22 protein-coding genes are annotated in these 26231 nt (G+C 64.5%); 17 read left to right on the forward strand and 5 right to left on the reverse strand.

Going from position 1 to position 26231, the window contains the following annotated elements; genetic code table 11:
- Nucleotides 1–98 precede the first annotated feature (98 nt).
- A complete protein-coding gene (locus OKW43_RS06370) occupies nt 99–323 on the reverse strand; it encodes a hypothetical protein (RefSeq protein ID WP_429445932.1) in 225 nt (74 codons plus the stop codon).
- Nucleotides 324–505: 182 nt separating this feature from the next.
- Here OKW43_RS06370 and OKW43_RS06375 point away from each other — a divergent pair, with 182 nt between their 5' ends.
- The 6 genes from OKW43_RS06375 to OKW43_RS06400 all read left to right on the forward strand — a co-directional run bounded on the left by OKW43_RS06375 (nt 506) and on the right by OKW43_RS06400 (nt 5936).
- Complete coding sequence (locus tag OKW43_RS06375) at nt 506–1390, forward strand: LysR family transcriptional regulator (RefSeq protein WP_429445934.1); 885 nt, start codon at nt 506–508, stop codon at nt 1388–1390.
- A 175-nt stretch (nt 1391–1565) separates the two neighbouring features.
- Nucleotides 1566–2165 (forward strand): cytochrome b, encoded by a 600-nt coding sequence (locus tag OKW43_RS06380; RefSeq protein WP_429445936.1) that lies wholly within the window; start codon nt 1566–1568, stop codon nt 2163–2165.
- 50 nt (nt 2166–2215) lie between these two features.
- Nucleotides 2216–3667, forward strand: a complete 1452-nt coding sequence (locus tag OKW43_RS06385) for a glycosyltransferase family 2 protein (protein WP_187635364.1) — start codon at nt 2216–2218, stop codon at nt 3665–3667.
- Nucleotides 3668–3881: 214 nt separating this feature from the next.
- Nucleotides 3882–5072: a Rieske 2Fe-2S domain-containing protein gene (locus tag OKW43_RS06390; RefSeq protein WP_429445938.1), complete on the forward strand. Its 1191-nt coding sequence runs from the start codon at nt 3882–3884 to the stop codon at nt 5070–5072.
- A 234-nt stretch (nt 5073–5306) separates the two neighbouring features.
- On the forward strand, nt 5307–5432 hold the full coding sequence (locus OKW43_RS06395) for a hypothetical protein (protein ID WP_281393982.1): 126 nt from the start codon (nt 5307–5309) through the stop codon (nt 5430–5432).
- A gap of 69 nt (nt 5433–5501) precedes the next feature.
- A complete protein-coding gene (locus tag OKW43_RS06400) occupies nt 5502–5936 on the forward strand; it encodes a rubredoxin (protein ID WP_429445940.1) in 435 nt (144 codons plus the stop codon).
- 31 nt (nt 5937–5967) lie between these two features.
- Here the strand turns inward: OKW43_RS06400 and OKW43_RS06405 are convergent, their stop codons facing one another.
- The gene (locus OKW43_RS06405; protein WP_429445942.1) at nt 5968–6822 is read right to left on the reverse strand and encodes an oxidoreductase; all 855 of its coding nucleotides are present in this window, start codon (nt 6820–6822) and stop codon (nt 5968–5970) included.
- A 236-nt stretch (nt 6823–7058) separates the two neighbouring features.
- Between OKW43_RS06405 and OKW43_RS06410 the strand changes: the two genes are divergently transcribed.
- Both OKW43_RS06410 and OKW43_RS06415 read left to right on the forward strand, forming a co-directional pair.
- On the forward strand, nt 7059–8174 hold the full coding sequence (locus OKW43_RS06410; protein ID WP_429445944.1) for a succinylglutamate desuccinylase/aspartoacylase family protein: 1116 nt from the start codon (nt 7059–7061) through the stop codon (nt 8172–8174).
- A gap of 257 nt (nt 8175–8431) precedes the next feature.
- Nucleotides 8432–9349, forward strand: a complete 918-nt coding sequence (locus OKW43_RS06415; RefSeq protein WP_429445946.1) for a dihydrodipicolinate synthase family protein — start codon at nt 8432–8434, stop codon at nt 9347–9349.
- Between the two features lie 110 nt (nt 9350–9459).
- Here OKW43_RS06415 and OKW43_RS06420 read toward each other — a convergent pair whose 3' ends face one another.
- Nucleotides 9460–11616 carry a phosphocholine-specific phospholipase C gene (locus OKW43_RS06420; RefSeq protein WP_429445948.1) on the reverse strand — a complete coding sequence of 719 codons (2157 nt, stop codon included), beginning with the start codon at nt 11614–11616 and terminating at the stop codon, nt 9460–9462.
- Between the two features lie 100 nt (nt 11617–11716).
- On the reverse strand, nt 11717–12037 hold the full coding sequence (locus OKW43_RS06425) for a hypothetical protein (RefSeq protein ID WP_429445950.1): 321 nt from the start codon (nt 12035–12037) through the stop codon (nt 11717–11719).
- 199 nt (nt 12038–12236) lie between these two features.
- On the opposite strand from OKW43_RS06425, the gene OKW43_RS06430 reads away from it, so the two are divergent.
- The 5 genes from OKW43_RS06430 (at nt 12237) to OKW43_RS06450 (ending at nt 20382) form a co-directional block, all read left to right on the forward strand.
- Entirely contained in the window at nt 12237–14216 is a 1980-nt protein-coding gene (locus OKW43_RS06430; protein WP_429445952.1) for an amylo-alpha-1,6-glucosidase, read from the forward strand.
- A gap of 51 nt (nt 14217–14267) precedes the next feature.
- Nucleotides 14268–17057, forward strand: coding sequence for an MGH1-like glycoside hydrolase domain-containing protein (locus OKW43_RS06435; RefSeq protein ID WP_429445954.1), 2790 nt, complete (start codon nt 14268–14270; stop codon nt 17055–17057).
- Nucleotides 17058–17178: 121 nt separating this feature from the next.
- Nucleotides 17179–18801, forward strand: a complete 1623-nt coding sequence (gene zwf, locus OKW43_RS06440) for a glucose-6-phosphate dehydrogenase (RefSeq protein WP_429445957.1) — start codon at nt 17179–17181, stop codon at nt 18799–18801.
- A 114-nt stretch (nt 18802–18915) separates the two neighbouring features.
- Complete coding sequence (locus OKW43_RS06445; RefSeq protein WP_429447341.1) at nt 18916–19716, forward strand: ROK family protein; 801 nt, start codon at nt 18916–18918, stop codon at nt 19714–19716.
- 99 nt (nt 19717–19815) lie between these two features.
- Entirely contained in the window at nt 19816–20382 is a 567-nt protein-coding gene (locus OKW43_RS06450) for a YbhB/YbcL family Raf kinase inhibitor-like protein (RefSeq protein WP_429445959.1), read from the forward strand.
- Nucleotides 20383–20429: 47 nt separating this feature from the next.
- On the opposite strand, the gene OKW43_RS06455 is transcribed toward OKW43_RS06450, so the two are convergent.
- Nucleotides 20430–21425 carry an aldo/keto reductase gene (locus tag OKW43_RS06455; RefSeq protein WP_429445961.1) on the reverse strand — a complete coding sequence of 332 codons (996 nt, stop codon included), beginning with the start codon at nt 21423–21425 and terminating at the stop codon, nt 20430–20432.
- Between the two features lie 278 nt (nt 21426–21703).
- Between OKW43_RS06455 and OKW43_RS06460 the strand changes: the two genes are divergently transcribed.
- The 4 genes from OKW43_RS06460 (at nt 21704) to OKW43_RS06475 (ending at nt 26201) form a co-directional block, all read left to right on the forward strand.
- The gene (locus OKW43_RS06460) at nt 21704–23917 is read left to right on the forward strand and encodes a TonB-dependent receptor (RefSeq protein ID WP_429445963.1); all 2214 of its coding nucleotides are present in this window, start codon (nt 21704–21706) and stop codon (nt 23915–23917) included.
- A gap of 80 nt (nt 23918–23997) precedes the next feature.
- A complete protein-coding gene (locus OKW43_RS06465; RefSeq protein ID WP_187635351.1) occupies nt 23998–24681 on the forward strand; it encodes a Fe2+-dependent dioxygenase in 684 nt (227 codons plus the stop codon).
- Nucleotides 24678–25400, forward strand: coding sequence for a PepSY-associated TM helix domain-containing protein (locus OKW43_RS06470; protein WP_429445965.1), 723 nt, complete (start codon nt 24678–24680; stop codon nt 25398–25400). Before OKW43_RS06465 ends, OKW43_RS06470 begins: the two co-directional genes overlap by 4 nt.
- A gap of 111 nt (nt 25401–25511) precedes the next feature.
- Nucleotides 25512–26201 (forward strand): nitroreductase, encoded by a 690-nt coding sequence (locus tag OKW43_RS06475; protein ID WP_429445967.1) that lies wholly within the window; start codon nt 25512–25514, stop codon nt 26199–26201.
- Nucleotides 26202–26231 lie beyond the last annotated feature (30 nt).

Genomic DNA, 26231 nt, shown 5'->3' on the forward strand with positions numbered 1-26231 from the left:
GGTATGGCAGGAAGTGGGAGTGTCCCTGGCGCGGGTGTGGAATGGCGCGGCCGGCGAGGCGCGGCCGGCGAGCGCGCTAAGCCGCCGCAACCACACACTCATTTCGCGCAGTCCTGGATCGACCGCAGCAACGCACCCTGGTCTGCCGGATCCTGGAAAAACGCGACGAAGCTCGCATGTTCGTCGTTTGCGATGCGGCCGGAGCAGTCCTTGCCTTTGAGCGGGGAGCGAGATGTTGCCCAGATCATCGCCATCACGGCGAAGGCCAGCACGACGCCTGTCAACACGAGCCCGAGCAGTAACGACTTTGCGTCGTCCGACATTGCGTCTAGCCGATGCGAAGCCTCCTGCGACTCGCCACTCGTTGTTGAAGATGAGTTCATGCCGATGGCCCCCGATAGTCCGCGTTGAAAAAACCAGCGCCACCATCTTCCATCTGCGCGTAGGATTGGAAAAGTTGAGTTTACTGACCGCCTGATTCAGATTTTCTGACCATGCCATTCCGATGAGAGAAATCAGTCTCGACCGCCTGCGCACGCTCGTTGTAGTCGCCGACCTCGGCTCTTTCGCCGAGGCGGCTCGCGTTCTGCATCTCGCACCCCCCACGGTCAGTCTGCACATCGCGGATCTCGAGAGCCGCGTCGGTGCGCCTCTTCTGTCGCGCAAACGCGCTCAGGTGCGGGCCTCGCCGATCGGCGAGACGCTGGTGGCGTATGCGCGTCAGTTGCTGGCCGATGCCGAGCAGGCGTTGGAAGACGTGCGGCGACAGCTCGAAGGGCTCGGTGGACGCGTTCGGCTCGGCGCTTCCACCGCCGCCATCGCGAATCTGTTGCCGCAGGCGTTGGAAAGACTGGCCGGGGAGCATCCCGGCATCGATGTGCAAATCGCGGTGCTGACTTCGCAGGAAACGCTGACGCGACTCGCGGAGGAGTCGCTCGACGTGGGTATCGTGGCGCTGCCGCAAGCGCCGATACGCGGGCTATCGATCGAAAAATGGCGCCGCGATCCTGTCGTCGCGTTGATGCCGGCTGAATGGACGTGTCCGGCTCGCATCACGCCGCAATGGATCGCCGCGCATCCGCTGATCCTGAACGACGCTAGCACGCGGCTTTCGCGTTTGACGACGGAATGGTTCAGCGCGGCGGGGCAGCACCCCACGCCGCGCATCCAGCTCAACTACTCGGATGCGATCAGGAGCCTCGTGGCCGCGGGATACGGCGCCGCGCTGCTGCCGCAGGAAGCGAGCCGCGCATCGGCCGACGCACGCATCGTCACACGTCCGCTGCGTCCCGCGCTATGGCGGCAGCTGGGCCTGGCCTGTCGCGCGGGCACGGTGGAGCGCCCGACTCGGTATGTGCTCGATGTATTGCGAAGTTTGCGACTGGGCTAGCGGGCAAGCCTACGTCGCTGCGGCCCTGCGTCTGCTGAAGCCCGAAACAAACAGAAACACGCACGTTAAGCGCTTTGCGGAATAAAACGGCACACTTGGGCGTTAATCCGATACCGGCAGCGCCGATTTTCAAACAGCTTTCGCAGCATTCATCGCCTTCGCGAACGGAACACCCATGAACACCCGAGCGGACTCCCTGACCGATTCGACCGATGCAATGCGCCCGCCGCGCTACACGCGCACCGCGATGACGCTGCACTGGCTGATCGCGTTGCTGATGATCGTCAATGTCGCGTTGGGCCTGTCCGCCGATTCGTTGCCCGACGACTGGGTGCGTCCGGTGATCGACACGCACAAATCGATCGGCATCACGGTGCTCGGGCTCGTGCTGCTGCGCATCCTGTGGCGCCTGTCGCACGAGCCGCCGCCGTTGCCGCGCGAATTTCCGTCGTGGGAAAAGACCGCCGCGCGTCTCGCGCACTTCGCGCTGTATCTGCTGATGATTGCGTTGCCGCTATCCGGCTGGCTGCACGATTCCGCGTGGAAAGACGCGGCCACGCATCCGATGCAGTGGTTCGGTCTATTCCAATGGCCGCGCATCGGCTATGTGATGCACCTCAATCCGACACTGAAAGAGTCGTTGCACGATCGCTTCGGTGCGCTGCATACGTGGCTCGGCTATGCGCTCTATGCGTTGCTGGCGATGCATATCGGCGGCGCGCTCAAGCATGAGTGGCTCGATCGCAAATCGGTGTTGAAGCGCATGACGCCGTGAAGTCGGCTTCATCAACCAGACGCAGCCCCGCCAACCTGAAAACACTTGCCTTGAAGAAAACCCTCGAACAGGCGCTCGCTGTCGCTTCGCCGCGCATCCTGCCGCGTCGCGCGACGCTATCGAGCACGCTGATCCATGCCAGCGTCGTCATGCTATGGGCGCTGCTGTTCGCGCGCGCGTTTTTTCTGCGTGGCGCGCTCGCGTGGTCGACCGGTATCGCGTATGTCGTCTATGACACGTTGCTGCTCGCATTCGTCACGTGGAAATCGTTGCCGCTCACGCGCCGCGCGCCGCCTCTCGAAGCCGACTACGAACAGCGCGAGCTGCCGCGCATGGGTGTCATCGTCGCGTCGCATAACGAGGCGGCCGTGTTGCCGGTCACGCTCGCCGCGCTGCTGAGGCAAACGCACGGCCCGGCGCAGATCGTGATCGCCGACGACGGCTCCGCCGACGCCACCGCCGACCTGCTCACGCAACGCTTCGGCCTCACGCCCGCCGCCGAAGGCGTGCTGAGCGCGCCGAGTTCGCTGCATCCGAACCTGTTCTGGCTGCGCGTGCCGCACGGAGGCAAGGCGCGCGCGCTGAACGCCGCGATCACCGTGATGACGACCGACACCGTCATGACCGTCGACGCCGACACGCTGCTCGACGACGATGCCACCTACGCGATGCGCGCCGCGTTCGCGAGCCAGCCGAAGCTCGTCGCGGCGGCGGGCATTCTCGTGCCGGTCTGCGGCAAGTCGGTGTCGGGCCGCGTGTTTCAGTGGTTCCAGACCTACGAGTACATGCGCAACTTCATCGCGCGTTTCGCGTGGATGCGCGCGGACAGCCTGCTGCTGATTTCGGGCGCGTTCGCGTCGTTCCGGCGCGATGCGCTCGTCGCTGTCGGCGGCTTCGATCCGCAGTGTCTCGTCGAGGACTACGAGCTGATTCACCGGCTGCGTCGCTATTCGGTCGATCACGAACTCGGCTGGGACGTGCGCGTGGTCGGCCAAGCGCATGCGCGCACCGATGCGCCCGACACCCTCGCGAGCTTTCTGCGCCAGCGCCGCCGCTGGTTCGCGGGCTTCCTGCAGACGCAGTACTGGAACCGCGACATGACCGGCAATCGGCGCTACGGCACGCTCGGCATGCTGATGCTGCCGGTCAAGGCGGTCGACACGATGCAGCCGATCTACGGCCTCACCGCATTCGCATTGCTGCTCGGCTTTCTGTTTGGCGGACACGGTGCGATCGTCGTGTCGATCTTCAGCGTGATCGGCCTGAAAACGGCGATCGATGTCGCGTTCTACCTGTGGAGCATCCATCTGTACCGGCGCTGGACCGGCGAGCGCAGTGGCAACAGCCTCGGCATGGCGATGCTCGCGGCCGTTGTCGAGCCGTTCTCGTTCCAGCTCGCACGTCATCTGGGCGCCGCGCTCGGCTGGCTGCACTTCCTGCGCGGCGGCCGCGCGTGGGGCGTGCAACGGCGCTCCGGGCTCGTCGCGGTCGACGAGGATTGAGCAACTCGAAGAGCAGGTCAATGTTTCTGTAGGGTGGGTGTGGTAAAGGTAGCTCGTTCATCCTGATGCGCGCTGCTGCGCAACGTGCGCTGCGACGCATCGCGCATGTCGGCGAAAGTGCCATGCGGCGGCTGCATCAAGTAGACTGGTGAAGATGCCGCACTGCGATGCAGCGCGGCAACCTTCCATCCGCTGGTGCACGGAGGCTTGACCTATGCATGCAGTTCCCCCGCTAGAACAGGACCAGGAAATCGCCGGCGCAACGCTCGCTGCCGCGCCTGCTCAAGCCACTCACGACGCGCCGGTGCGCGATCTGCGCCGCGTCGCCATTCATCCGGATTACTGGTACCCGCTCGCGTGGTCGCATGAAGTGAAGCGCGGCAAGACGCTCGGCGTGACCTTCGCCGGCGATCCGATCGTGCTCGCGCGCACCGAGAGCGGCAAAGTGTTCGCGCTGGAAGATCGCTGCGCGCATCGGCAGGTGCCGCTGCACCAGGGCGTGGTCGACGGCGAATCGATTCGCTGCGGCTATCACGGCTGGACCTACGACTGCTCGGGCAAGTGCATCGATGTGCCGTACCTCGGTCGCGAGCGTCTACCGAACGGCGTGCGCTCGTATCCGTGTCAAGAAGTCGAGGGACTGATCTTCGTGTTTCCGGGCGACGCCGCGCTCGCGGCCGAGCGGCCGCTGCCGGGCTTTCGCTCGGTGTCGGACCCGAAGTACAAGACGCGTCGCTTCGGTCGTCCGGTCAAGTGTCATTATTCGTTCATGCACGAGAACCTGATGGACATGAATCACCAGTTCCTGCATCGGCGCCAGATGGGGAGTATGCGTGCGCGCTCCGTCGGCCGGCGGCGCGGCGAAGGCTGGGTCGAGGTCGACTACACGTTTGCGCGCGTGGAGGGCCAGCAGCCGTTCGGCGAGGCGATGGTGTTCGGCGAGAGGCGCAAGACCGGTGGCTTCAACCACAAAGACGTGATGACGATCCGCACCGAATACCCATATCAGACCCTGCAGATCCGCAACGACGAGCAGACGCTGGTGATGGACCTGTGGATCATTTATGTGCCGCTCGATCGCGAGCAGCGCACCAACCGAACGTTCGGCCTGCTGTCGATCCGCAAGCCCGGCATTCCGGGCGTGATGAACCTCGCATGGCCACTGCTGGTGTGGTTCACCGAACGCATTTTCAAAGAGGATCGTGAGATCGTCGAAGCGGAGCAGCGCGCCCACGATTCGCAGGGAGCCGACTGGAATCACGAGGTGTTTCCGGTCATCAACGATCTGCGCGCGCTGCTGCGCGAGTGCGGCGCGCCCGACCCGGTGGTCGGCGCGGGCACCGGCAATACGGCGGTGATCCGCTTCTGGGATTCGCGTCACGGCGACCCGCTCGCCAAGACCTGAGCGCGCGCGGCGCCGGTGTGCGCGGGTGTGTTTGCCGGCGCCGTGCACCCCATCCCGCCGCGCCTTTCCCGCTCGTCGGGAATCAATCCATCTCCCCACGGTAGACAATGCGCGGCGCGCGAGCGGCGATAATAGCGCCCGGTACTTTAATTGCGCGCGAGTTTGCGCCAATCGACATTCGTCGCGTCCGCACCCGTGTACCATTGCGCTTTTTCCGAACTTCAAGACACGCTTGTGACCACGCAACAAATCCCCACCAACTCCCGTAAATCCCTCACTCTGCTGCAACTGCTTGGCCTCATCGGCGCCGCTGGCCTGATCGCCTCGATCGCGCTGAATCTGCTGGTCCAGGCGCGCTGAAGCAGCGCCCGCGTTGCGCAGGGGCCATATGCCGGCGCGTCGCCGGCTTTCTCGAGATTTTTGATTGCCATGTACAAGAAGGGCGTAGCCGTAGAAATCCAGTTTTCCCCCGAGCGGCTCAACGATGGCGCCGGCGATCCGTACTGGATCGATCTGACCCACGACGAAGCGCAGCGCCTGCTCGACAGACTGCAGGCGCGGCTCGCGGGAACCGGTAGCGGCACGGTCGCACCGCTCGTCGTGAGCCTCGATGCGACGGGGCGCCCGCACGCGGCGGATGCCGCCGCGACCGATACGCTCGTTGCGCCGACGGCTGCGAACATCGCCGCGGCCGACGACTTCAAGCAATGGGTCTGCGTGATATGCGGCTGGGTCTACGACGAAGCCGCCGGCTTGCCGAAAGAAGGCATCGCGCCGGGCACGCGCTGGGCCGATGTACCGGCCGACTGGCGCTGCCCGCTGTGCGATGTGGGCAAGGAAGATTTTGCGCTGGTGGAGTTTTAAGCGGCGGGCCGAGACTGGCCGATAAGCCGCTCTACGCCGTTCCTTCCGGATAATCCGCGCCCTCGGTCTTCGCTCGCCAGGTGTCGAAATCGCCGCGCAGCAAATCGACCTTCCTGTACGCGAGATCGAGCGCAGTCTTGCCGAGCAGCAGACGCAGCGGCGGCGAATCCGACAACGCCGCATCGACGATTGCTTGCGCCGCGCGCACCGGGTCGCCGGCCTGCTTGCCGCTGCGCGCCTCGGTCTGCTTGCGGCGCTCGCCGGCGGTCGACGCATAGTCGTCGATCAACGTTGCCGACTGCTTGATCGACGGACCCGCCCAGTTGGTGCGGAACGGCCCCGGCTCGACGATCAGCACGCCGATGCCGAGCGGTTTCACCTCGAGCGCGAGCGATTCCGACAGCCCTTCGACAGCGTACTTCGTCGCATGGTAGTAGCCGGTCGCGGCGAAACTCGCAATCCCGCCGATCGACGACACGTTGACGATCAAACCGCTGCGCTGCTCACGCATGATCGGCAGCACGGCCTTCGTGATGTCGACGAGGCCGAACACGTTGGTCTCGAACATCGCGCGGACTTCGCTGTCCTCGCCTTCCTCGATCGCGGCCAGATAACCGTAGCCCGCGTTGTTGACGAGCGCGTCGATGCGGCCGAAATGGCGCTTCGCCTGCGCGACCACGGTTTCTATCTGCGCGCGATTGGTCACGTCGAGCGGCAGCACCAGCGCGCGCTCGCCGTGCCCCTCTGCGATGTCCTTCACTTTCGATGCATCGCGCGCGGTGACGACCGCGCGCCAGCCGCGTTCGAGCACGAGCTTCGCGAGCTCGCGGCCGAAGCCGGTGGAACAGCCTGTGATCAGCCAGACGGGATTGTCTCGATTCATCATTTGGAACACTCCTGTTGAGGGTCTTTCACGTGAAGACTGGAAAACAGCGCTAAAAGCGGCGCCCTGATGCGGCGCGGATATGCGGATGCTGCCACGCTCGGCGACCGCCGTGAACGCGCGTAACCAGGCAATCACTAATGCCACGTAAATGTGATCATGATAGGCCGAACGGGACTTCTTTAAAGCGCAGCGGCGACTTACGATGACGCTGTCCTCATCCGCTCGACTTCCCATTCATGAACAGGCAATCGATTCCACTTCTGTCACCAGCAATCGGCACCCACCGCGAACTGATGTCGTTTCATTTCGGCCCGGCCGATAGCGGGCAGAAGATCTATATCCAGGCGTCGCTGCACGCCGACGAAACGCCCGCTATGCTGACCGGGGTGCTGCTGAAGCGGCGTCTGGGGGAGTTCGAGGAAGCCGGCGCGCTGAACGCGCAAATCGTGCTCGTGCCGGTGGCGAATCCGGTCGGTCTCGGTCAATACGTGCTCGGTCAGTTCATCGGCCGCTTCGATCTCGGCAGCGGCAAGAACTTCAACCGGCATTTTGTGCAGTTCGCGAAACTCGTCGCGAATGCGAAAGAGGCCCTCGGCGCCGATGCGAACGAGAACCGCCGCATCGTGCGCGAGCTGCTCGCGGCCGAACTCGCGCAACAACAGCCGCTGACCGAATTCGAGTCGCTGCAACTGGCGCTCCTGAAGCTGTCGTGTGACGCGGACGTCGTGATCGATCTGCATTGCTCGCTCGAAGCGGCGATGCATGTGTACACGAGCGAGGCCGCGTGGGCCGAGTTCGAGCCGTTGTCGCGCTACCTCGGCGCCGAGGCCTCGTTGCTCGCGACGGATTCGGGCGGCGGCGCGTTCGACGAAACCCACAGCCTGCTGTGGTGGACCTTGCAGCAGCAGATGCCGGCGAGCAAGCCGGTGCCGACCGGCTCGATCGCGGTGACGGTCGAATGTCGCGGCCAGCGCGACGTGTCGTACGAAGTCGCGCAGCAGGATGCCGACGCGCTCGTCGACTATCTGGTGTGGCGCGGCGCGATCCGGGGCGAGGCCAGGCCGTTGCCGCCGCTGCTGGCGCCGGCGACGCCGCTCGCGGGCAGCGAGCAGTTCCATGCGCCGGTGAGCGGGATTCTGGTGCACCGCGCGAAGATCGGCGACACGATCCGGGTCGGCCAGCCGCTGTTCGATATCGTCGATCCGCTGACCGACGAGACGACCACGATCGCAAGCCAGACCGAAGGGGTGCTGTATATGCGGCGCGCGATCCGTTTCGTGACCGCCGGCGCGCCGCTCGGCCGCGTGACCGGCACGCGGCCGATCCGAACGGGCGTATTGCTGGGCGCCTGATCGCGTTACCGCTATGCCGGACTCGGCATTCAGGGGTCACTTCGAAGCGTCGTGCGACGGCGCTCACGTGCGCCGCAGCCGCCTTGCCGCGAAGTAGCTGGCACCGAACAACCGGCGATTCGGCGCCCCGCCGATTGTGCGGATTTAATCTCTTTCAGCTACGAAAAAGTCCAAGCCCGCGTCGGGGTAAAGGCCGATACTCGTTGTCATATTCAACGTGTGTCGGCGCGGCCGGCTTTTAGAAGGAGACGGACAAAATGAGCAAGGCTATCCAATGGAGCGGGGTGTTCCCCGCCGTCAGCACCCAGTTCAAGCCGGATTTTTCGCTCGACATCGACGCGACGCACCGCGTGGTCAGCAATCTCGTCAGGGACGGCGTGTCGGGTCTGGTGGTCTGCGGCACGGTCGGCGAAAACACCTCGCTGAGCACGTCGGAAAAGCTGCAGGTGATCGAGGCCGCGCGCGACGCGGCCGGCGGCAAGGTGCCGGTCGTCGCGGGCGTCGCCGAGTTCACGACCGAGTTCGCGCGGCAGACGGTGCGTGAAGCGGCGCGTGTCGGCGTCGACGGCGTGATGGTGATGCCGGCGCTCGTCTATTCCGCCAAGCCGCACGAAACCGCCGCGCATTTCCGCTCGGTCGCAACCAGCACCGACCTGCCGGTGATGATCTACAACAACCCGCCGATCTACAAGAACGACGTGACGCCGGACGTGCTGATCGCACTGCAGGACTGCGAGAACATCGTCTGCTTCAAGGATTCCTCGGGCGACACGCGGCGCTTCATCGATCTGCGCAACGCAGTGGGCGACCGCTTCGTGCTGTTCGCCGGCCTCGACGACGTGGTGGTCGAAAGCATCGCGGTCGGTGCGCAAGGCTGGGTGTCGGGCATGTCGAACGCGTTCCCGAAGGAAGGCGAGACGCTGTTCCGTCTCGCGACGCAGAAGCGCTTCGATGAGGCGCTGTCGCTGTACCGCTGGTTCATGCCGCTGTTGCACCTCGACGCGCGCCCCGACCTGGTTCAATGCATCAAGCTGTGCGAGGAACTGCTCGGCCGCGGCAGCGCCGTCACGCGTCCGCCGCGCCTCGCGCTGCAAGACGACACGCTCGCCGAAGTCAAAGGCATCGTCGCAAAGGCGCTCGCCACGCGTCCGACACTGCCGGACGTCGGTCTTTAAGCAGCGCGCTTCGATACGAGCCCAAAAAACATCGGCATCCTGTCCGACACGTAGCCGGAACAGGATGCCGAATCACACCGCAGTCACGACACCAACCGCAAGCGCCAGGCTCAGCTCGCCGTCAGCACCGGCGCAACCGCCGCCGGATCGCTGATACTCGGCCGGCCGTTCTCGACGTGACCGGCAAAGCGGCGCGAGAAGCTTGCATCGTCGCTGCTCGTCACCGTCAGGTCGTACCAGTGATGGCTCGACGCAAGCACCCAGCCTTCGTCGATACGCGCATGAGTCGGCACGAGCACCGTGCGCGCTCGCGCGCCGTACGCGTTGTCGATCACCGTCAGATGCGCAATGCCACCGCCGCTGTTGGTGGCCTTCAGGAACACGTTGCCATTGGCGACGTCGTATTGAGCGGTCACTTCAGGCTGCGCCGGCTGGTCGTTGTCACGACCGTTGCCATGCCCATTCTGCGTGTTTTGCGTGCTCGCCTGGGTGTTGCCCGCGAACTTGCGCACGAAGCCGTTCGGGCCGAACACGTCGAACGCGTAGACGCCGTTGGTCGTACTCAGGTCGAACGTATCGCTGAGCGACTTGCCCGCTTCGACCGTGTAGCGCCACGGACCGTCGGTGCGGTTCGTCGCGTACACGTAGAAGTGCGCACCCTGGTCGCCGGTGTTGCCGATCGTAATTTCGAACGTGTTATTGCCCGCGTTCGCCGCGCCGTTCACATGCAGTTCGTACGGCAATGCGCGCGCGAAACGGATGCCCGCTTCCTGTGCATCGACAGAAGTCGGCGTCGTCGGCACGGTCGGCTTCGGTTGTGTCTTGCACTGGTTGTCGGCCATGCTCATGTAGTTGCTGGTATCCGGCAGCGGCGGCATCTTCGAATCCGGCGTGCGGAAGTCGAACGCGGTGGTCAGGTCGCCGCACACCGCGCGACGCCACGCCGTGATGTTCGGCTCATGCACGCCGAAGCGGGACTCGATGAATCGGATCACCGAGGTGTGATCGAACACCTGCGAGCACACGAAGCCGCCCTTGGTCCACGGCGACACGATCGTCATCGGCACGCGCGGGCCGAGGCCATACGGATAGCCGTCGGCGGTGTAGCTGCCGCCGCGCTGCGGATTGACGACGTTGTGGATCTCGCCATCGGTCGTCACCGTCGACTTGCCCTGCGCGGACGTCGTCGGCGGTTGCGGCGGCACGAGGTGATCGAAGAAGCCGTCGTTCTCGTCATACATGATGAAGAGCACGGTCTTGCTCCACACCTCGGGGTTCGACGTCAGCGCATCGAGAATCTGCGACGTGTATTCCGCGCCGTACGCGGGCGTGTAGCTCGGATGCTCCGAGTACGCAGCCGGCGGGCACAGCCACGACACCTGCGGCAGCCGGTTCGCGAGGACGTCGGCTTTCAGGTCGTCGATCGTGCGCACGGTTTGCGCGCGCTCGTAGAGCGGCGAACCCGGCTGCGCGTTGATGAAGTTCGTGAAGTTCTGCAGGACGTTGGTGCCGTAGTTGCCGTTCAGCGGATCGACGCCCGACGTGCCCTGCTGATAGATCTGCCACGAGATTCCCGCGGCCTGCAGGCGCTCCGGATACGTGGTCCACGACAGCAGCTGATAGTTCGGCGGACCATCGCCGTCGACCCAGTCGTTGTTGTCGAGCAGCGGGCCGCCCATCGTGCCGGTCGGGTCGACCATGCCGGTCATCAGATAGGCGCGGTTCGGGTGCGTCGGTCCCGGCAGCGAGCAGAAGTACGCATCGCAGATCGTGAATGCGTCGGCGAGCGCGTAGTGGAAAGGGATGTCGCTACGCAGGTGGTAGCCCATCGTCATGTCGGTCTTGTTGGCGGGCCACTGGTCGTAGCGGCCGCCGTCGATCGCATAATGGGTCTTGTACCACGTGTGATCGAGATCGCCGACGCATTGCGCGCTCGTCGTCGCGGTGTTCAGATGGAACGGCAGCACCGGCTTGGTCGGGTCTTCCTTCGACGGCTGGTTCCACACCGGCAGGCCGCTCGGCAGCGGAATCGGGAAGCGGTCGTTGTAGCCGCGCACACCGCGCAGATGGCCGAAGTAGTGGTCGAACGAGCGGTTCTCCTGCATGAACACGACGATGTGCTCGACATCGCGAATCGTGCCCGTGCGCGAAAACGCGGGCACGGCGAGCGCGTTGCGGATCGACTCGGGCAATGCGGTCATCGCGGCGGCGGCGCCCGCGGATGAAGCCACGGTCTGCAGGAAACGGCGACGGCTAGTTGATGTCATCGAATATCACCTTCTGCGTAGGGGAAGAGTAGCGCGGGTGAACGCGCCGTTGGGGTGGTTCGTGGTCGGTTACGCGTTGCTGTGGCTGATCAGTTGCGGGCTAGTGGTTCGCGCTGTCGCCGGGCGCATAGCGCATGACCGGTGCAACCTGTTGGCTGTCGGCCGCGAGATTGGCCTGGATGTTTTGCATGACCGGGTCCGCGGTGCCGGCAGCGCCACTCGCTGCGTTGTCAGCGAATGACGCGGAGGCATTCGGCGTGGCCGCTGCCCCCGTCGCGGCTGCTTGTGCCGCGTCGTTCGGAGCAGCGGCCGTGGTCGTTGCGTTGCTCGCGGAAGGGGAGTCGTCCGCGCCGCAACCGTTCAACGCTATCGTGGCGAACACCAGCAATGCGGCGCTCGCGATGCACGTGGTTTTTCTCATGTCTGCATCCGGTTCGATGAAAGCGGGTGCAGTCTCCATTCCTTTCAAGAAATAATTGTGAAACGTTTGCGCGCGGCATAATTTTCGATAAATCGTCAGTTGATCGAAAGAAAGCTGGAAGTATCGGGAAGGTCAATGTTCATGGCGATGCCATCTGCGCTATGTTTGCTGCTTTATGTTCGCGCATGAGCACGATTCAATGACTCGCATCGAATCACCTATCGACATCTCCGAACTCGAAGACGAATGGCTCGAAGCCGACGGCTTCGGCGGCTTTGCTTCGGGCACGGTCGGCATGCTGCGCACGCGTCGCTACCACGCGCTGTTGCTCGCCGCGACGCGCGCGCCGGGCGGGCGCATGGTGTTCGTCAACGGCATCGAGGCGTGGGTCGAGGTCGGCGGTCAGCGCTTCCCGTTGAGCATGCAACGCTATGGGCCTGACTTGATCTATCCCGATCTGCGCGGACGCGTTGCCAGTTTCGATACCGCGCCGTGGCCGACATGGCGCGTTCAACTCGATGCCCATGCGGCGGTGATCGCCGACGTATTCGTCAGCAAGCCGACGTGCGAAACCGTGTTGCGCTGGCGGCTCGAAGGCGGCGAGCTCGATGCGCCAGTGCTGAAGGTCAGACCGTTGCTGTCGGGCCGCGACTATCATGCGCTGCATCACGAGAATTCGGCTTTCAACTTCGGCGCGCAGGTCAGCGCCGATCAATCGTGCGCGAGCTGGCAACCGTATGGCGGACTGCCGCTCGTGCGGGCGGCGACGAACGGCGCCTACGCGCATGCGCCCGACTGGTATCGCAACTTCTGCTACGTGCGCGAACAGGAGCGCGGCCTTAATTGCAGCGAAGACCTGGCGACGCCCGGCGTGTTCAGCTTCGATCTCGCCGATGGCGAAGCGGTGATGATTCTGAGCGCGTCGAACGCGTCGAGCACGGCAGCAACCGCGAGCACGAGCGACAAAACTCGAACCGCCGCTCGCGCCACCTACCTCGCCCACGCCGAGCAACAACGCCGCGCCGCGCTCGGCTCGCGCCTGCAACGCTCGGCCGACGCCTACGTCGTCACGCGCAACGAAGGCCGCACGATCCTCGCGGGCTTCCCGTGGTTCACCGACTGGGGCCGCGACACCTTCATCGCGATGCGCGGCCTGCTGATCGCATCGAACCGTCTCGACGACGCCGAAGCGATCCTGCTCGAATGGTCGGGCACGCTGTCCGATGGCATGCTGCCGAATCGCTTCCCCGACTACGGCGACGCGCCCGAATACAACTCGGTCGATGCGTCGCTGTGGTTCATCGTCGCCGTTCACGACTATCTGGCGACGCCGCATGCGAGCGCGCCAACCCGCGCGCATCTGCAGCAAGCCGCCGAAACGATCCTGACCGGCTATACCAACGGCACGCGCTTCAATATCGGCGCCTGCGCCGACGACGGCCTGCTGCGCGCCGGCATCCCCGGCGTGCAACTGACGTGGATGGACGCGAAAGTCGGCGACTGGGTCGTCACACCGCGCATCGGCAAACCGGTCGAAGTTCAGGCGCTGTGGATCAACGCGCTGCGGATCGCGTCGGCATGGAACCCGCAGTGGCGGCAGGCTGCGGAGCGCGCGACTGTCGCGTTTCGTCGGCGCTTCGTCGATCCTGTCACGCAGGCGCTGTTCGATAACGTCGACGTCGATGATCAGCCGGGCACGGTAGACCGCTCGATCCGGCCGAACCAGATCTTCGCGATCGGCGGCCTGCCGTTCGCACTGCTCGAAGGCGCGGCGGCGCGCGCGGTGGTGGGCCAGGTCGAGACGCAATTGCTGACGCCGCTCGGCCTGCGCTCGCTCGCGCCATCCGATCCGGCCTATCGCGGCCACTACGGCGGCGTGCCGCTCGAACGCGACGGCGCCTATCATCAGGGCGCCGTGTGGGTGTGGCTGGTCGGCCCGTTCGTCGAAGCGTGGCTGCGGGTCAATGGCGCTAGCGCTGAGAATCTCGCGCAGGCGAGGGCGCGCTTTCTCGCCCCGCTGTACGCGCAGCTCGATCGCGCTGGCCTCGACCACCTCTCTGAGATCGCCGATGGCGACGCGCCGCACGCGGCCGCCGGCACGCCGTTCCAGGCCTGGTCGCTCGGCGAATTGCTGCGCGTCGAAAGTCTGCTTGCCCGCTTCGAGCGCAACGGCGCGTAAACCGCGCTACGATGTGGGTCCCACCGCCAGGCCTGCTGTAAGGACGTTGCCATGCCACCGCTGCGCGCTGCCAATCTGTTTGCCACGATCGAAGGTTCCCGGCTGCATTCGGCCGAATGCGGCCACTGGCAGCGCTGGGGGCCGTATCTGAGCGAACGCCAGTGGGGCACGGTGCGCGAGGACTACAGCGCGAACGGCACCGCCTGGGACTCCTTTCCGCACGACCATGCGCGCAGCCGCGCCTACCGATGGGGCGAAGACGGCATCGCCGGTTTCGGCGATGACCGGCTTAGCTGGTGCGTATCGCTCGCGCTGTGGAATCGCAAGGATCCGATCATCAAGGAGCGCCTGTTCGGCCTGACGAACTCGCAAGGCAATCACGGCGAGGACGTGAAGGAGCTCTACTTCTATCTGGACGGCACACCCACGCATTCCTACATGCGCATGCTGTATAAATACCCGCATACGGCCTATCCATACCAGGACCTGATCGACGAAAACGCGCGCCGCGGCGGCGACATGCCGGAGTACGAAATACTCGATACCGGCGTATTCGACGATCTGCGCTATTTCGACGTGCAGGTCGAATACGCAAAGAACACGCCGGACGACATCGTGATGCGCGTGACGATCGAAAATCGCGCGGACGAGGCGGCGTCGCTCGATGTGCTGCCGCAGATCTGGGCGCGCAACTCGTGGTCGTGGAAGGAGAACAAGGACAAGCCGAAGCTTGTCGCCGGTACCGATCATAACGGCGCGGTGCGTTTGCTTGGCCATCACCATGTGCACGAGCCGATCGTCGTGACCGCGTGGTCGAAGGACGCGCCGCAACTCGCGTGGCTGTTCTGCGAGAACGACACGAACGTGAAGCGGCTGTTTGGCATGGACGGCGCGGGTCCTTTCAAGGACGGCTTCAACGATTACCTCGTGCACGCCGACGCGAACGCGATCCGTCACGACGCGGGCACCAGGGCCGCCGCGCATGCTGCGCTCGAACTCGGGCCGCATGGACGCGCGGTCGTGTATCTGCGCTGGCACCCGCAATCGGCGACCGATGAAGCGCCATTCGATGCCGACCCGTTGATCGCGCGCCGCCTCGCCGAGGCTGACGAATTCTACGGCGCGTTGCAGCACGAGATCACCGACCCGGATGCGCGCCTCGTGCAACGTCAGGCGCTCGCCGGCATGCTGTGGTCGAAGCAGTACTACCAGTACGACGTGCAGCGCTGGCTCGACGGCGACCCGCTGCAGCCGAGCCCGCCCGCCGCGCGCAAGCAGGGCCGCAACAGGGACTGGCGGCAATTGTGCAACGCGGACATCGTATCGATGCCGGACAAGTGGGAGTACCCGTGGTACGCGTCGTGGGACCTCGCTTTTCATGCGGCCGCGTTCGCGCTGATCGATCCGGCGTTCGCCAAGAAGCAGTTGCTGCTGCTCGTGAAGGACCGCTATCAGCACCCGAACGGCCAGTTACCCGCTTACGAATGGGCGTTGAGCGACGCGAACCCGCCCGTGCATGCATGGGCCGCGTGGCGCGTGTACGAGATCGATCGCGCGCTGACCGGCAAGGCGGACCGCGATTTTCTCGAACTCGTATTTCACAAGCTGCTGCTGAATTTCTCGTGGTGGGTGAACCGCAAGGACGCAGACGGCCGCAATATTTTTCAGGGCGGTTTTCTCGGGCTCGACAACATCGGCATCTTCGACCGCTCGTCGCCGCTGCCGACCGGCGGCCACATCGACCAGGCCGACGGCACTGCATGGATGGCCGCGTATGCACTCGACCTGATGCGTATCGCGCTCGAACTCGCCTACGCGAACCATGTGTTCGTCGATATCGGTGTGAAGTTCTTCGAGCACTTCCTGTACATCGCGGAAGCAGTCAGTTGCGACGACGGTTGCGATACGGGCCTGTGGGACAGCGCGGACGAATTCTTCTACGACAAGCTGCGCCTGCCAGACGGCAGCAGCATGCCGATGCGCGTTCGCTCGATCGTCGGACTGATACCGCTGTTCGCCGTGCACGTGCTCGAAGAGCGTCTGCACGGCGGCTTGCCGTGCTTGCGCGAGCGCCTCGTCTGGTTTCTCGAACATCGGCCCGATCTCGCGAAGCTCGTGTCGCGCTGGAACGAGCCCGGCAAGGGCAACGCGCTGCTACTGTCGCTGCTGCGCGGGCATCGGATGAAGGCGTTGTTACGGCGCACGCTCGACGAGAGCGAATTTCTTTCGGATCATGGCGTGCGGGCGTTGTCGCGGTTCCATCGCGATCATCCTTTCGTGTTCCAGCACAACGGCAACAGCTTCTGCGTGAAGTATCTGCCGGCCGAATCCGATACCCGCGTGTTCGGCGGCAATTCGAACTGGCGCGGGCCGGTGTGGATGCCGGTCAACTATCTGCTGATCGAATCGCTGTATGAGTTTCATCGCTATTACGGCGACGATTTTCGTGTCGAGTATCCGACCGGTTCGGGCCAGAAGTTCTCGTTAAGCGAAATCGCCGACGAACTCGCGCGCCGCGCGACCACGCTGTTTCTGAAGGACAGGAACGGCGAGCGGCCGGTGATGGGCGCGTATCCGCTACTGCAGGCGGACCCGCGTTCGCAGGATCTGATCCTGTTCCACGAGTATTTTCATGGCGACAACGGGCGCGGCGTCGGAGCTTCGCATCAGACCGGCTGGAGTGGGCTCGTCGCGTTGTTGTTGCAGCCGCGCGCGATGGCCGCGTCGGGCAACGTGCCGATTCCGGCGGAGGCGGCTGCCGCTGCTGCATCGTCAGCCGCGGTAGCGCCGGCGTCAACGGAAGAACTGGAGCCGTCGCTCGCAGCCACGACGACGAAGTAAGCGCGCCGAGCGCGCTCGCGCGCGAACGCGATTGAACTGTGCGGCCGCACCGGTGGTCTTTCACGTATCGCCACGTTCGCCAAGTTCGTTCTATCGGCTTCCCAAGGTCCAAGTGAATCCCATGTCAACTACACCGAACCCTTCCGCCTCTTCCGATCAACGCAACGCAACGCCCGCGATCAGCTGCAAGCTCAGCGCGAACCGACACGACGACGCGCTATCGTCGCCGGCCGGCAAGAAGCCCGCGCCGCCGTGCACGCTCGTGATCTTCGGCGCGGGCGGCGATCTGACCAAACGTCTGTTGATGCCGGCGCTCTACAACCTCGCGGTCGATGGCCTGCTCGACGACAGCATGAAGATCATCGGCGTCAATCACGGCGAGCGGGAAACGCGCGAATGGTGCGACGACCTGCATACGTCGCTGCAGCAGTTCGCCGCCGACAAGGCCAGCACCTTCCACGCCGGCAAGCTCGACGACAACGCGTGGAACTGGGTCGCGCAGCGCCTCGAATACATGGCGGGCGAATTCGAATCCGACGACACGTTCGCGAAGCTGAAGCAAAAGCTCGATCAGTCGAAAGGCGGCAACGCGATCTTCTACCTCGCGGTAGGCGCACGTTTTTTCGAACCGATCACCGACCGGCTCGGCAAAGCCGGCCTGCTGAAGGAAGGCGACGGCGCGAACGGCGGCTTCCGGCGTCTCGTGATCGAGAAACCGTTCGGCACCGATCTCGGATCGGCGCGCGATCTGAACGCGCACATCCTGTCGTATGCGCAAGAATCGCAGGTGTACCGCATCGATCATTTTCTCGGCAAGGACACCGTGCAGAGCATTCTCGCGGTGCGCTTCGCGAATGCGATGTTCGAGCCGGTCTGGCGGCGCGAGTACATCGACTGCGTGCAGATCACGGCGGCGGAAACGATCGGCGTCGAAGGGCGCGGCAGGTTCTACGAGCAGACCGGCGCGTTTCGCGACATGGTGCCGAACCATCTGTTCCAACTGCTCGGCATCGTGGCGATGGAGCCGCCGAATTCGTTCGACGCCGAAGCCGTGCGCGACAAGAAGGCCGAGCTGTTCGACGCGATCCAGCCGCTGACGCCCGACGACGTCGTATTCGGCCAGTACGAAAAAGGGCCGGCCGGTGTGGGTTACCGCGAGGAGCCCGACGTCGCGCCCGACAGCACGAAGGAAACCTACGCGGCGGCGCGCGTGTTCGTCGAGAACTGGCGCTGGGCCGGCGTGCCGTTCTATCTGCGTACCGGCAAGCGGCTCGCGGTACGCCGCACCGAGATTTCGGTGCAGCTGAAGCCGGTGCCGTTCCGCCTGTTCCGCGATACGCCGGTCGATGCATTGACGCCGAACGTGCTGACGTTGCGCATCGATCCCACGCACGGCTCGAGCTTCGATTTCAACGTGAAGGCGCCAGGGCCGGTGATGCAGATCGGTGCGGTGCAGTCGTCGTTCAACTACGACGACTTTTTCGCCGGGAGCGCCAACGTCGGCTACGAGACGCTGCTGTACGACTGCATGCTCGGCGACGCGACGTTATTCCAGCGCGCCGACAGCATCGAGACGAGCTGGTGCGCGGTCGACGACGTGCTGCATCCCAGGACTGGCGGCGCGATTGCCGTGCGAGGCTATGCGGCCGGCAGCGACGGCCCGGCCGAAGCCGACGCGCTGCTCGCGCGGGACGGCCAAGCGTGGCGGCCATTGCGGCAGAATACGCCCGGCGGCAAGCCGTAGCGCGCGTTTGAACAACACCTTTGAACCAACACGCAGACACGCATCACAACCGCCTCAACACAATCGGGGGACATCGTGGCGACACGCAAGAAGAACGCAGCGAAGCAGAACGCAGTGAAGCAGAACGCGCCGAAAAGCGGCAGCGAGCACATCCTCGCGATCGATGTCGGCGGCACCGGCCTGAAGGCCGCGATCATCGACGCCGATGGGCAGATGAAAACCGGGCGCGCGCGCGTTGCGACGCCGCATCCGTGCACGCCGGATCAGCTGGTGGACGCGCTCGCGCAACTGGCGGCGCCGCTGATCGAACAGGTGAAGCCTGTCTGCATCTCGATCGGTTTTCCGGGTGTCGTGCGCAACAACCGCATTTTGACCGCGCCGCACTTCGGTATCGAGGGCTGGCACGACATTGCGCTCGCGGATTCGCTCGCGCAACGCCTGGGCGGTCTGCCGGTGCGGATGATCAACGACGCCGAGATGCAAGGTTTCGCGGCGATCGAAGGTCACGGCCTCGAATTCGTGCTGACGCTCGGCACCGGCGCGGGCACCGCGATGTTTCGCGATGGCGAGCTGATGCCGCATCTGGAGCTCGCGCATCATCCGGTCAGCAAGAAGGGCGTCGCGTATGACGAATACATCGGCGAGGCCGCGCGCGAGCAGATCGGCAACAAGCGTTGGAACCGGCGTGTCGAGAAGGTGATCGGCATTCTCGATTCGCTGGTCAATTACGACAAGTTGTGGATCGGCGGCGGCAACGCGGCGCGCATCAAGTTCGCGCTGCCGGCGAACGTGGCGACCGTATCGAACGATGCGGGGATCGAGGGCGGCGCCAGGTTGTGGCATCCGCTGTCGGTGCGCGAAACGCGGCAGTATCCAGAGGCGACGCAGAAGACGGGGCGGTTCGAGCCGAAGTGATGGGGCGGGGCGGATGCATGGTCGGCGCTCGATGCGCTTGCGACCGCTGTCACGCTCCTTTCGATGCCCTCGGCTATCTTCCAAACCCGGAGACTCCCAATGACCAGCAACCACCTGACCCTCGTCCGACGTTTGCTCTCCGTCGGCGCGTGCGCGCTGTTCGCTTACGCGAGTGCGCATGCGTATGCGGCCCAGGCCTTCGCGGTATCGTCGCCGGGACTAACCGACGGCGGCACGCTCGACGCGCGTCACGCGGCGAGTGCGAACAACTGCGGCGGCGCCAACGTGTCGCCGGCCCTGCAATGGCATAACGCGCCGGCCGGCACGAAGAGTTTCGCGGTGACGATCTTCGATCCCGACGGCGCGAAAGGCCTCGGCATCGTGCACTGGATCGTGTACGGCATCGCGCCGGGCGCGACCGGACTTGCCGACGGCGAAGCCGCGCCGCCGGGCAGCGTCGCCGGCACGAATCGCACCGGTGGCCCCGGCTATTACGGCCCGTGTCCGCCAGTTGGCGAGGTGCCGCATCACTACGTCGCGCAGGTCTATGCGCTCGACCTGCCGCCCGACGCGCTGCCGGCCGGCTTGACGCGCGACGCGTTCCTCGCCGCGATCAAGGACCACGTGCTCGCCGCGACGAGCACCGTGCTGCGCTACGGACGGTGAAGACGCGCGGCCGAACCCCGGGCCGCGCTCGATCTGCCGGCGCGCGCCTAGCGCGCCGCATCCCCCCAGCGGTACTGCATGCTCGCTTCATCGAGTTGCGTTTTGATCGCGTCATCGAGCGTGAAGTCGGCCGCCGCTAGCGTATCGCTCAACTGTTCGGCGCGGCTCGCGCCAATGATCGCCGACGTGATCAGCGGATTCGCGAGCACCCACGCAATCGACACCTTCGCCAGCGACTCGCCGGTCGGCGCAGCGATCGCCTTCAGCTTCTCGATCGTATCGAACTCGCGCTCGTGCCAATAGCGCTGCTGGTACATCGCGCCAGCCTTGCCGACGCTTTCGGTGAAGCGCCCTTCGGCGGGCGTCGCGTCGAGCCGATGCTTGCCGGTCAGCAGTCCGCCCGCGAGCGGGTTATACGGCATCACGGCTAGTTGCTCCTCGGCGGCCAACGGCAGCAGCTCACGCTCGATCTGACGAAACAGCAAGTTGTAGCGCGGCTGAACCGACACGAAGCGCGCGACGCGCAGCACGTCCGCGCGTCCCAGTGCGCGCGCGAGCCGATACGCGAGAAAGTTCGACACGCCGATATAGCGCGCCTTGCCCGAGCGCACGATCGCATCGAGTGCTTCGAGCGTCTCGTCGAGCGGAGTTTTCGGGTCGTCGGAATGGAGCTGGTACAGGTCGACGTAATCGGTGCTGAGGCGCTGCAAGGACGCTTCGATCGCATCGAGCAGGTGTTTGCGCGACGCGCCCTGGTCCCACGCGGCGGGTCCCATTTTGCCAACTGCCTTGGTCGCGACAATGAAGCGCTCGCGCTTGCCCTTCAGCCAGCGTCCAACGATTTCCTCGGTGTGTCCGGCCAGATTTTCGCCGCCGCCGAGCGGGTAGACGTTCGCGGTATCGATGAAATTGACGCCGGCGTCCGCGGCGGTGTCGAGAATGCGATGCGATACGGCTTCGTCGGTTTGCAGCCCGAAGGTCATGGTGCCCAGGCACAGGCGCGAAACGGTCAGGCCGGTGCGGCCGAATTGGCGATATTGCATAAGGTCGACTCCAGAGGGGAAGGAAAGCGCTGCCGAATTGATGAAACCGCAGTGTTGTAAAAAGGATAAACCGAGTCGCGATTCGGTGTGCCTGACGCACGCCATGATTGCTGACTTCCCACAGTTGTGAAATGATAGCGATTCTCATTTAAACATAGCCAGCCATCCCGTCATCTCCATCTCACGCAACGGAGAGCGGCAGCCAGCCATTTGCGGCTTTGTCATGAATTCGACGTCGGTGATGCGAATTTGACAGTCGCATTTCTGACGGGATTTCCATGCTCAATCACACGCCGCTCGCGACAGCGCTAGCGCTCGCTTTTGCCATTCCTTTTGTGACCCCAGCGCTCGCGCAAAGCGCGCCGCAAAGCGCGTCGCAACCGGCCGCCTCCAGCGCGCCGGCGAACGCAGAGAACAACGCACAAAGCAACGCGGCCGACGCGCCGACGCTGCCGACCATCGGCGTGCAAGCTCAGGCCGTTCGGCAGGACTTCCAGGCCGATCGCGCGAGCGTCGGCGCGAAGACGCCGACCGCGCTGCGCGACATTCCGCAGACCGTCACCGTGATCAATCGCGACCTGCTCGCCTCGCAGGGCGCGACGTCGTTTACGGACGCACTGCGCAACGCGCCTGGCGTGACGATCGGCGCGGCCGAAGGCGGCCAGATCGGCAACAACATCAACCTGCGCGGTTTCACCGCGCAGAACGACATTTATCTGGACGGCTTTCGCGACCGCAACCAGTACTACCGCGACACGTTCGACCTCGAATCGCTCGAAGTGCTGTACGGTCCATCGTCGATGCTGTTCGGCCGCGGCTCGACCGGCGGCGTGATCAGCCAGGTCAGCAAAAAGGCGAACCTGACCGACTCGGCGGAAGTCTCGGGCATGATCGGCACCGACGACCGCTACCGCTCCACCGTCGACGTGAACCACAAGCTGACCGACACCTCGGCGATCCGCCTGAACGCATTCGGCCAGAGCCTCGGCTCGACGCGCGACGTGATGAAGAACAAGGACTTCGGCGTCGCGCCGGAACTGCGCCTGGGCATCGGCACGCCGACCGAGATTACGCTGTCCGCGCTGATCCAGCACAACCACGACATGCCCGACTACGGCATCCAGGCGCTGAACGGCCGTCCGGCGCCCGTGCCGAAGAACACGTTCTATGGTTTGACCAGCGACCGCACGATCCAGGACGTGCAGATCTTCACCGCGGCGATCAAGCACAAGTTCTCCGACGCCCTGACGCTGACGAACCAGACGCAGATCTCGCACTCGACCACCGACGCGCGCGAAACCGCGCCGCAAGCGGTGCTGACCGGGCCGTTGTCGTCCAGCACGGCGTTGACCAACGGCAACTTCACGACGCTGTCGCCGTCGCAGCTGTTCATCAAGCTGCAAAGTCACGACCGCGTGATCCAGAATCACGCGATCTACAACGACACGATGCTCGAATACAAATTCAACACCGGACCGATCAGGCACGACCTGATCGCCGGTGTCGAAGTGGGTCACGACAGCTATACGAACCAGGCGTACACGCGCAACAACCTGCCGATCGTGCCGATGCTCGATCCGCCGATCATGGGCACGCCGTCGAACGTGACGACGACGCTCGGCAACTACGCCGATTCGAGCGCGAACGAAATCGCCGCTTACCTGAACGACACGATTACGCTGACGCCGCACTGGAAGTTGATCGGCGGTGTGCGCTGGGATCGCTTCTCGGCGGGAATCCGCAATACGATTAGCGCGCCGGCTTACGCGAGCCAGACCAACTATTTCACGAGCGTGCGCGCCGGCGTCATCTATCAGCCGACCGACTGGCAGTCGTACTACGTGTCGTACGGCACGTCGTTCAACCCGTCACTCGAAAACCTGACGGTCACGAACCTCACGCAGAACCTCGCGCCGGAATCCACGAAGTCGTATGAAGTCGGCGGCAAGTGGGATCTGTTCGGCGGCAACATGTCGGTGAACTCGGCGATCTTCCGCGAGGAAAAGGACAACGCGCGCACGCAGGTGTCACCGACTGAGTACCAGCTGGCCGGCAACATTCGCGTCGACGGCTTCCAGGCGAGCGTGACGGGGCACATCACCGACAAGTGGCAGATTTTCGGCGGCTATACGTACATGAACGCGACGATCCTGAAAGCGGCCGACGGCACGCAAGGTCACACGCCGGCCAACACGCCGCGCAACACGCTGACCTTCTGGACCACGTATGCGATCACGCCGCACTGGGAAATCGGCGGCGGTCCGATCTATATGTCGCCGCGTTATGCGTCGAACACGAACTACGTGAAGGTGCCGGGCTACACGCGTTGGGATGCGACCGCGGCCTATCACGCGAAGAAGTACGACGTGCGCCTGAACCTGCTGAACCTGACCAACAAGTACTACTACGACGCGTTGATTCCGTCGGACGGCGGACGTTCGGTGCCGGGTATCGGCCGCACGCTGCTCGCGACGTTCAACTACCGCTTTTGATACGCGTTTTTGATGCGCACTGGGCGCATGCGTCCGGCTTGCCGCTGTTGCGAACGGCAAGCCGACGCAAAGGACACATCATGCTGCTGCACATTCCGAAGGTACTGGACGCCGGGCAATTGCGCTTCATGCGCGAGCGGCTCGATCGGGCCGGCGATGCGTGGGTCGATGGCCGCGCGACCGCCGGCTATCAGGGTGCACCCGTCAAGCGCAATCAGCAGATCGCCGAGCACTCGACGCTCGCGCGCGAACTCGGCGATGTGATTCTCGCGGCGATCGAGCGCAATCCACTGTTCATCAGCGCGGTGCTGCCCAATCAGGTCTATCCGCCGCTGTTCAATCGTTACGAGGGCGGCATGCAGTTCGGCAGCCACGTCGACGGCGCGGTGCGCGTGCTGCCGAACGGCGTGAAGCTGCGCACCGACGTGTCGGTGACGCTGTTTGTCAGCGCGCCCGACGAATACGACGGCGGCGAACTCGTGATCGAGGACACCTACGGCGTGCAGCAGGTCAAGCTGCCGGCCGGCGACATGATCGTTTATCCGGCGACGAGTCTGCACCAGGTGACGCCGGTCACGCGCGGCGCGAGGGTGGCGAGCTTCTTCTGGGTGCAGAGCCTCGTGCGCAGCGACACGCATCGCGCGCTGCTGTTCGACATGGACACCGCGATTCAACGGCTCAATGCCACTGATGCCGATGAGACTGCGCGGCGCAGTCTCGTCGGTTGTTATCACAATCTGTTGCGTACCTGGAGTGAAACGTGAGCGTCTTGGACACCCTCGACATTCAACCGCCCGCAGCCGGCGAACATGACGCGCAGGAGGCACGGCGGCTCGATGGCGATGAGCGGAAATCGCGCCGGCAGCGCTCGCGTCGCGCGAGCGTCATCAAGTGGCTGCGCAACGTGCATGGCTGGGTCGGACTGTGGGGCGCGGCGCTCGGTCTGCTGTTCGGCACGACGGGGTTCTTTCTGAACCATCGCGGCGGCCCGCTGCGCGTCTCGACCGGCGAGCCACAGGTGTCGGTGATGCAGGTGCCGCTGCCGCAACCGGCGCCGCAAACGCCACGCGAACTCGCGAAGTGGCTCGAGCAGGAGCTGAAGATCGGGGGCAGTCCGGGGCGCATGCAGAAGGAACCCGAGCATCCGGTGGCGTGGGGCGATCGCAGCGTCGTGCAGCCCGAGCACTGGCAGCTGAACTTCGCGTCGCCGAAGCAAAACACGTCGGTCGAATACTGGGTCGGCAATAACACTGTGACGGTCAAGCGCAGCGCGAATACCTTGCTTGCAATGCTGACGAACATGCACAAGGGTGTGGGCCTAAGCGTCGGTTGGGTGCTGCTGATCGACACCCTCGCGGGCAGTCTGATTCTGCTGTCGCTGACGGGCGTGCTGTTGTGGACCGAGTTGAACAGGCGCAAGACGGTGGGGCTCCTGCTCGTGGTGGGGTCGATCGCGGCGGCGGTCGTGTTGGGGACGATGTAAGGGGCGCAGCGCAACGCTTCGGGCGAATCCGGTGCGCTCGCGGGGAGCCTGTAACCGGTACGCGCTAGAATCATCGCAGACCCACTTCGCTGGCTCTGCCGCCATCCGCCGATGACCTCTCCCGCGAATCCCGTCGACACCGCGCTAACCACGCGGCGCTCGGTGCGCGCCTTTCTGCCGACACCGGTGCAGCGCGCCGACATCGAAGCCATTCTCGAAGCCGCCAGTCACGCGCCGTCGGGCACCAACACGCAGCCGTGGCAGGTGTACGTACTGACGGGCGAATCGCTCGCGCGTCTGTCCCGCGATCTGCTCACAGCCTACGACGATCCGCAGCGCGACGAGCTGTACCAGGAAGAGTACGCGTACTATCCGCGCCAATGGCAGTCGCCGTTTATCGACCGACGCCGCAAGATCGGCTGGGACATGTATGGCCTGCTCGGCATCGACAAGGGCGACAAGGCGCGCATGCACGAACAGCACTCGCGCAACTTCCGTTTCTTCGACGCACCCGTCGGCCTGCTGTTCACGATCGATCGCAGCCTCGAGCGCGGCAGCTGGCTCGATTACGGCATGTTCCTACAGGCGATCATGACGGCCGCGTGCGGACGCGGCCTCGACACCTGTCCACAGGCCGCGTTCATGCAGTTTCATCGACTGATTGCCCAACATCTCGGCTTGCCCGAGAACGAGCAGTTCGTGTGTGGCATGTCGCTCGGCTTCGCCGACCCGAGCGCGCCGGTCAATACGCTGCGCCCCGAGCGCGAACCGGTCGAGCGCTTCACGCGCTTTGTCGATTGAACGCAGCCTTCAGTCCCCACCCAGAGACAA

It is taken from the genome of Paraburkholderia sp. WC7.3g, from assembly GCF_050436345.1.
GTDB lineage: Bacteria > Pseudomonadota > Gammaproteobacteria > Burkholderiales > Burkholderiaceae > Paraburkholderia > Paraburkholderia podalyriae.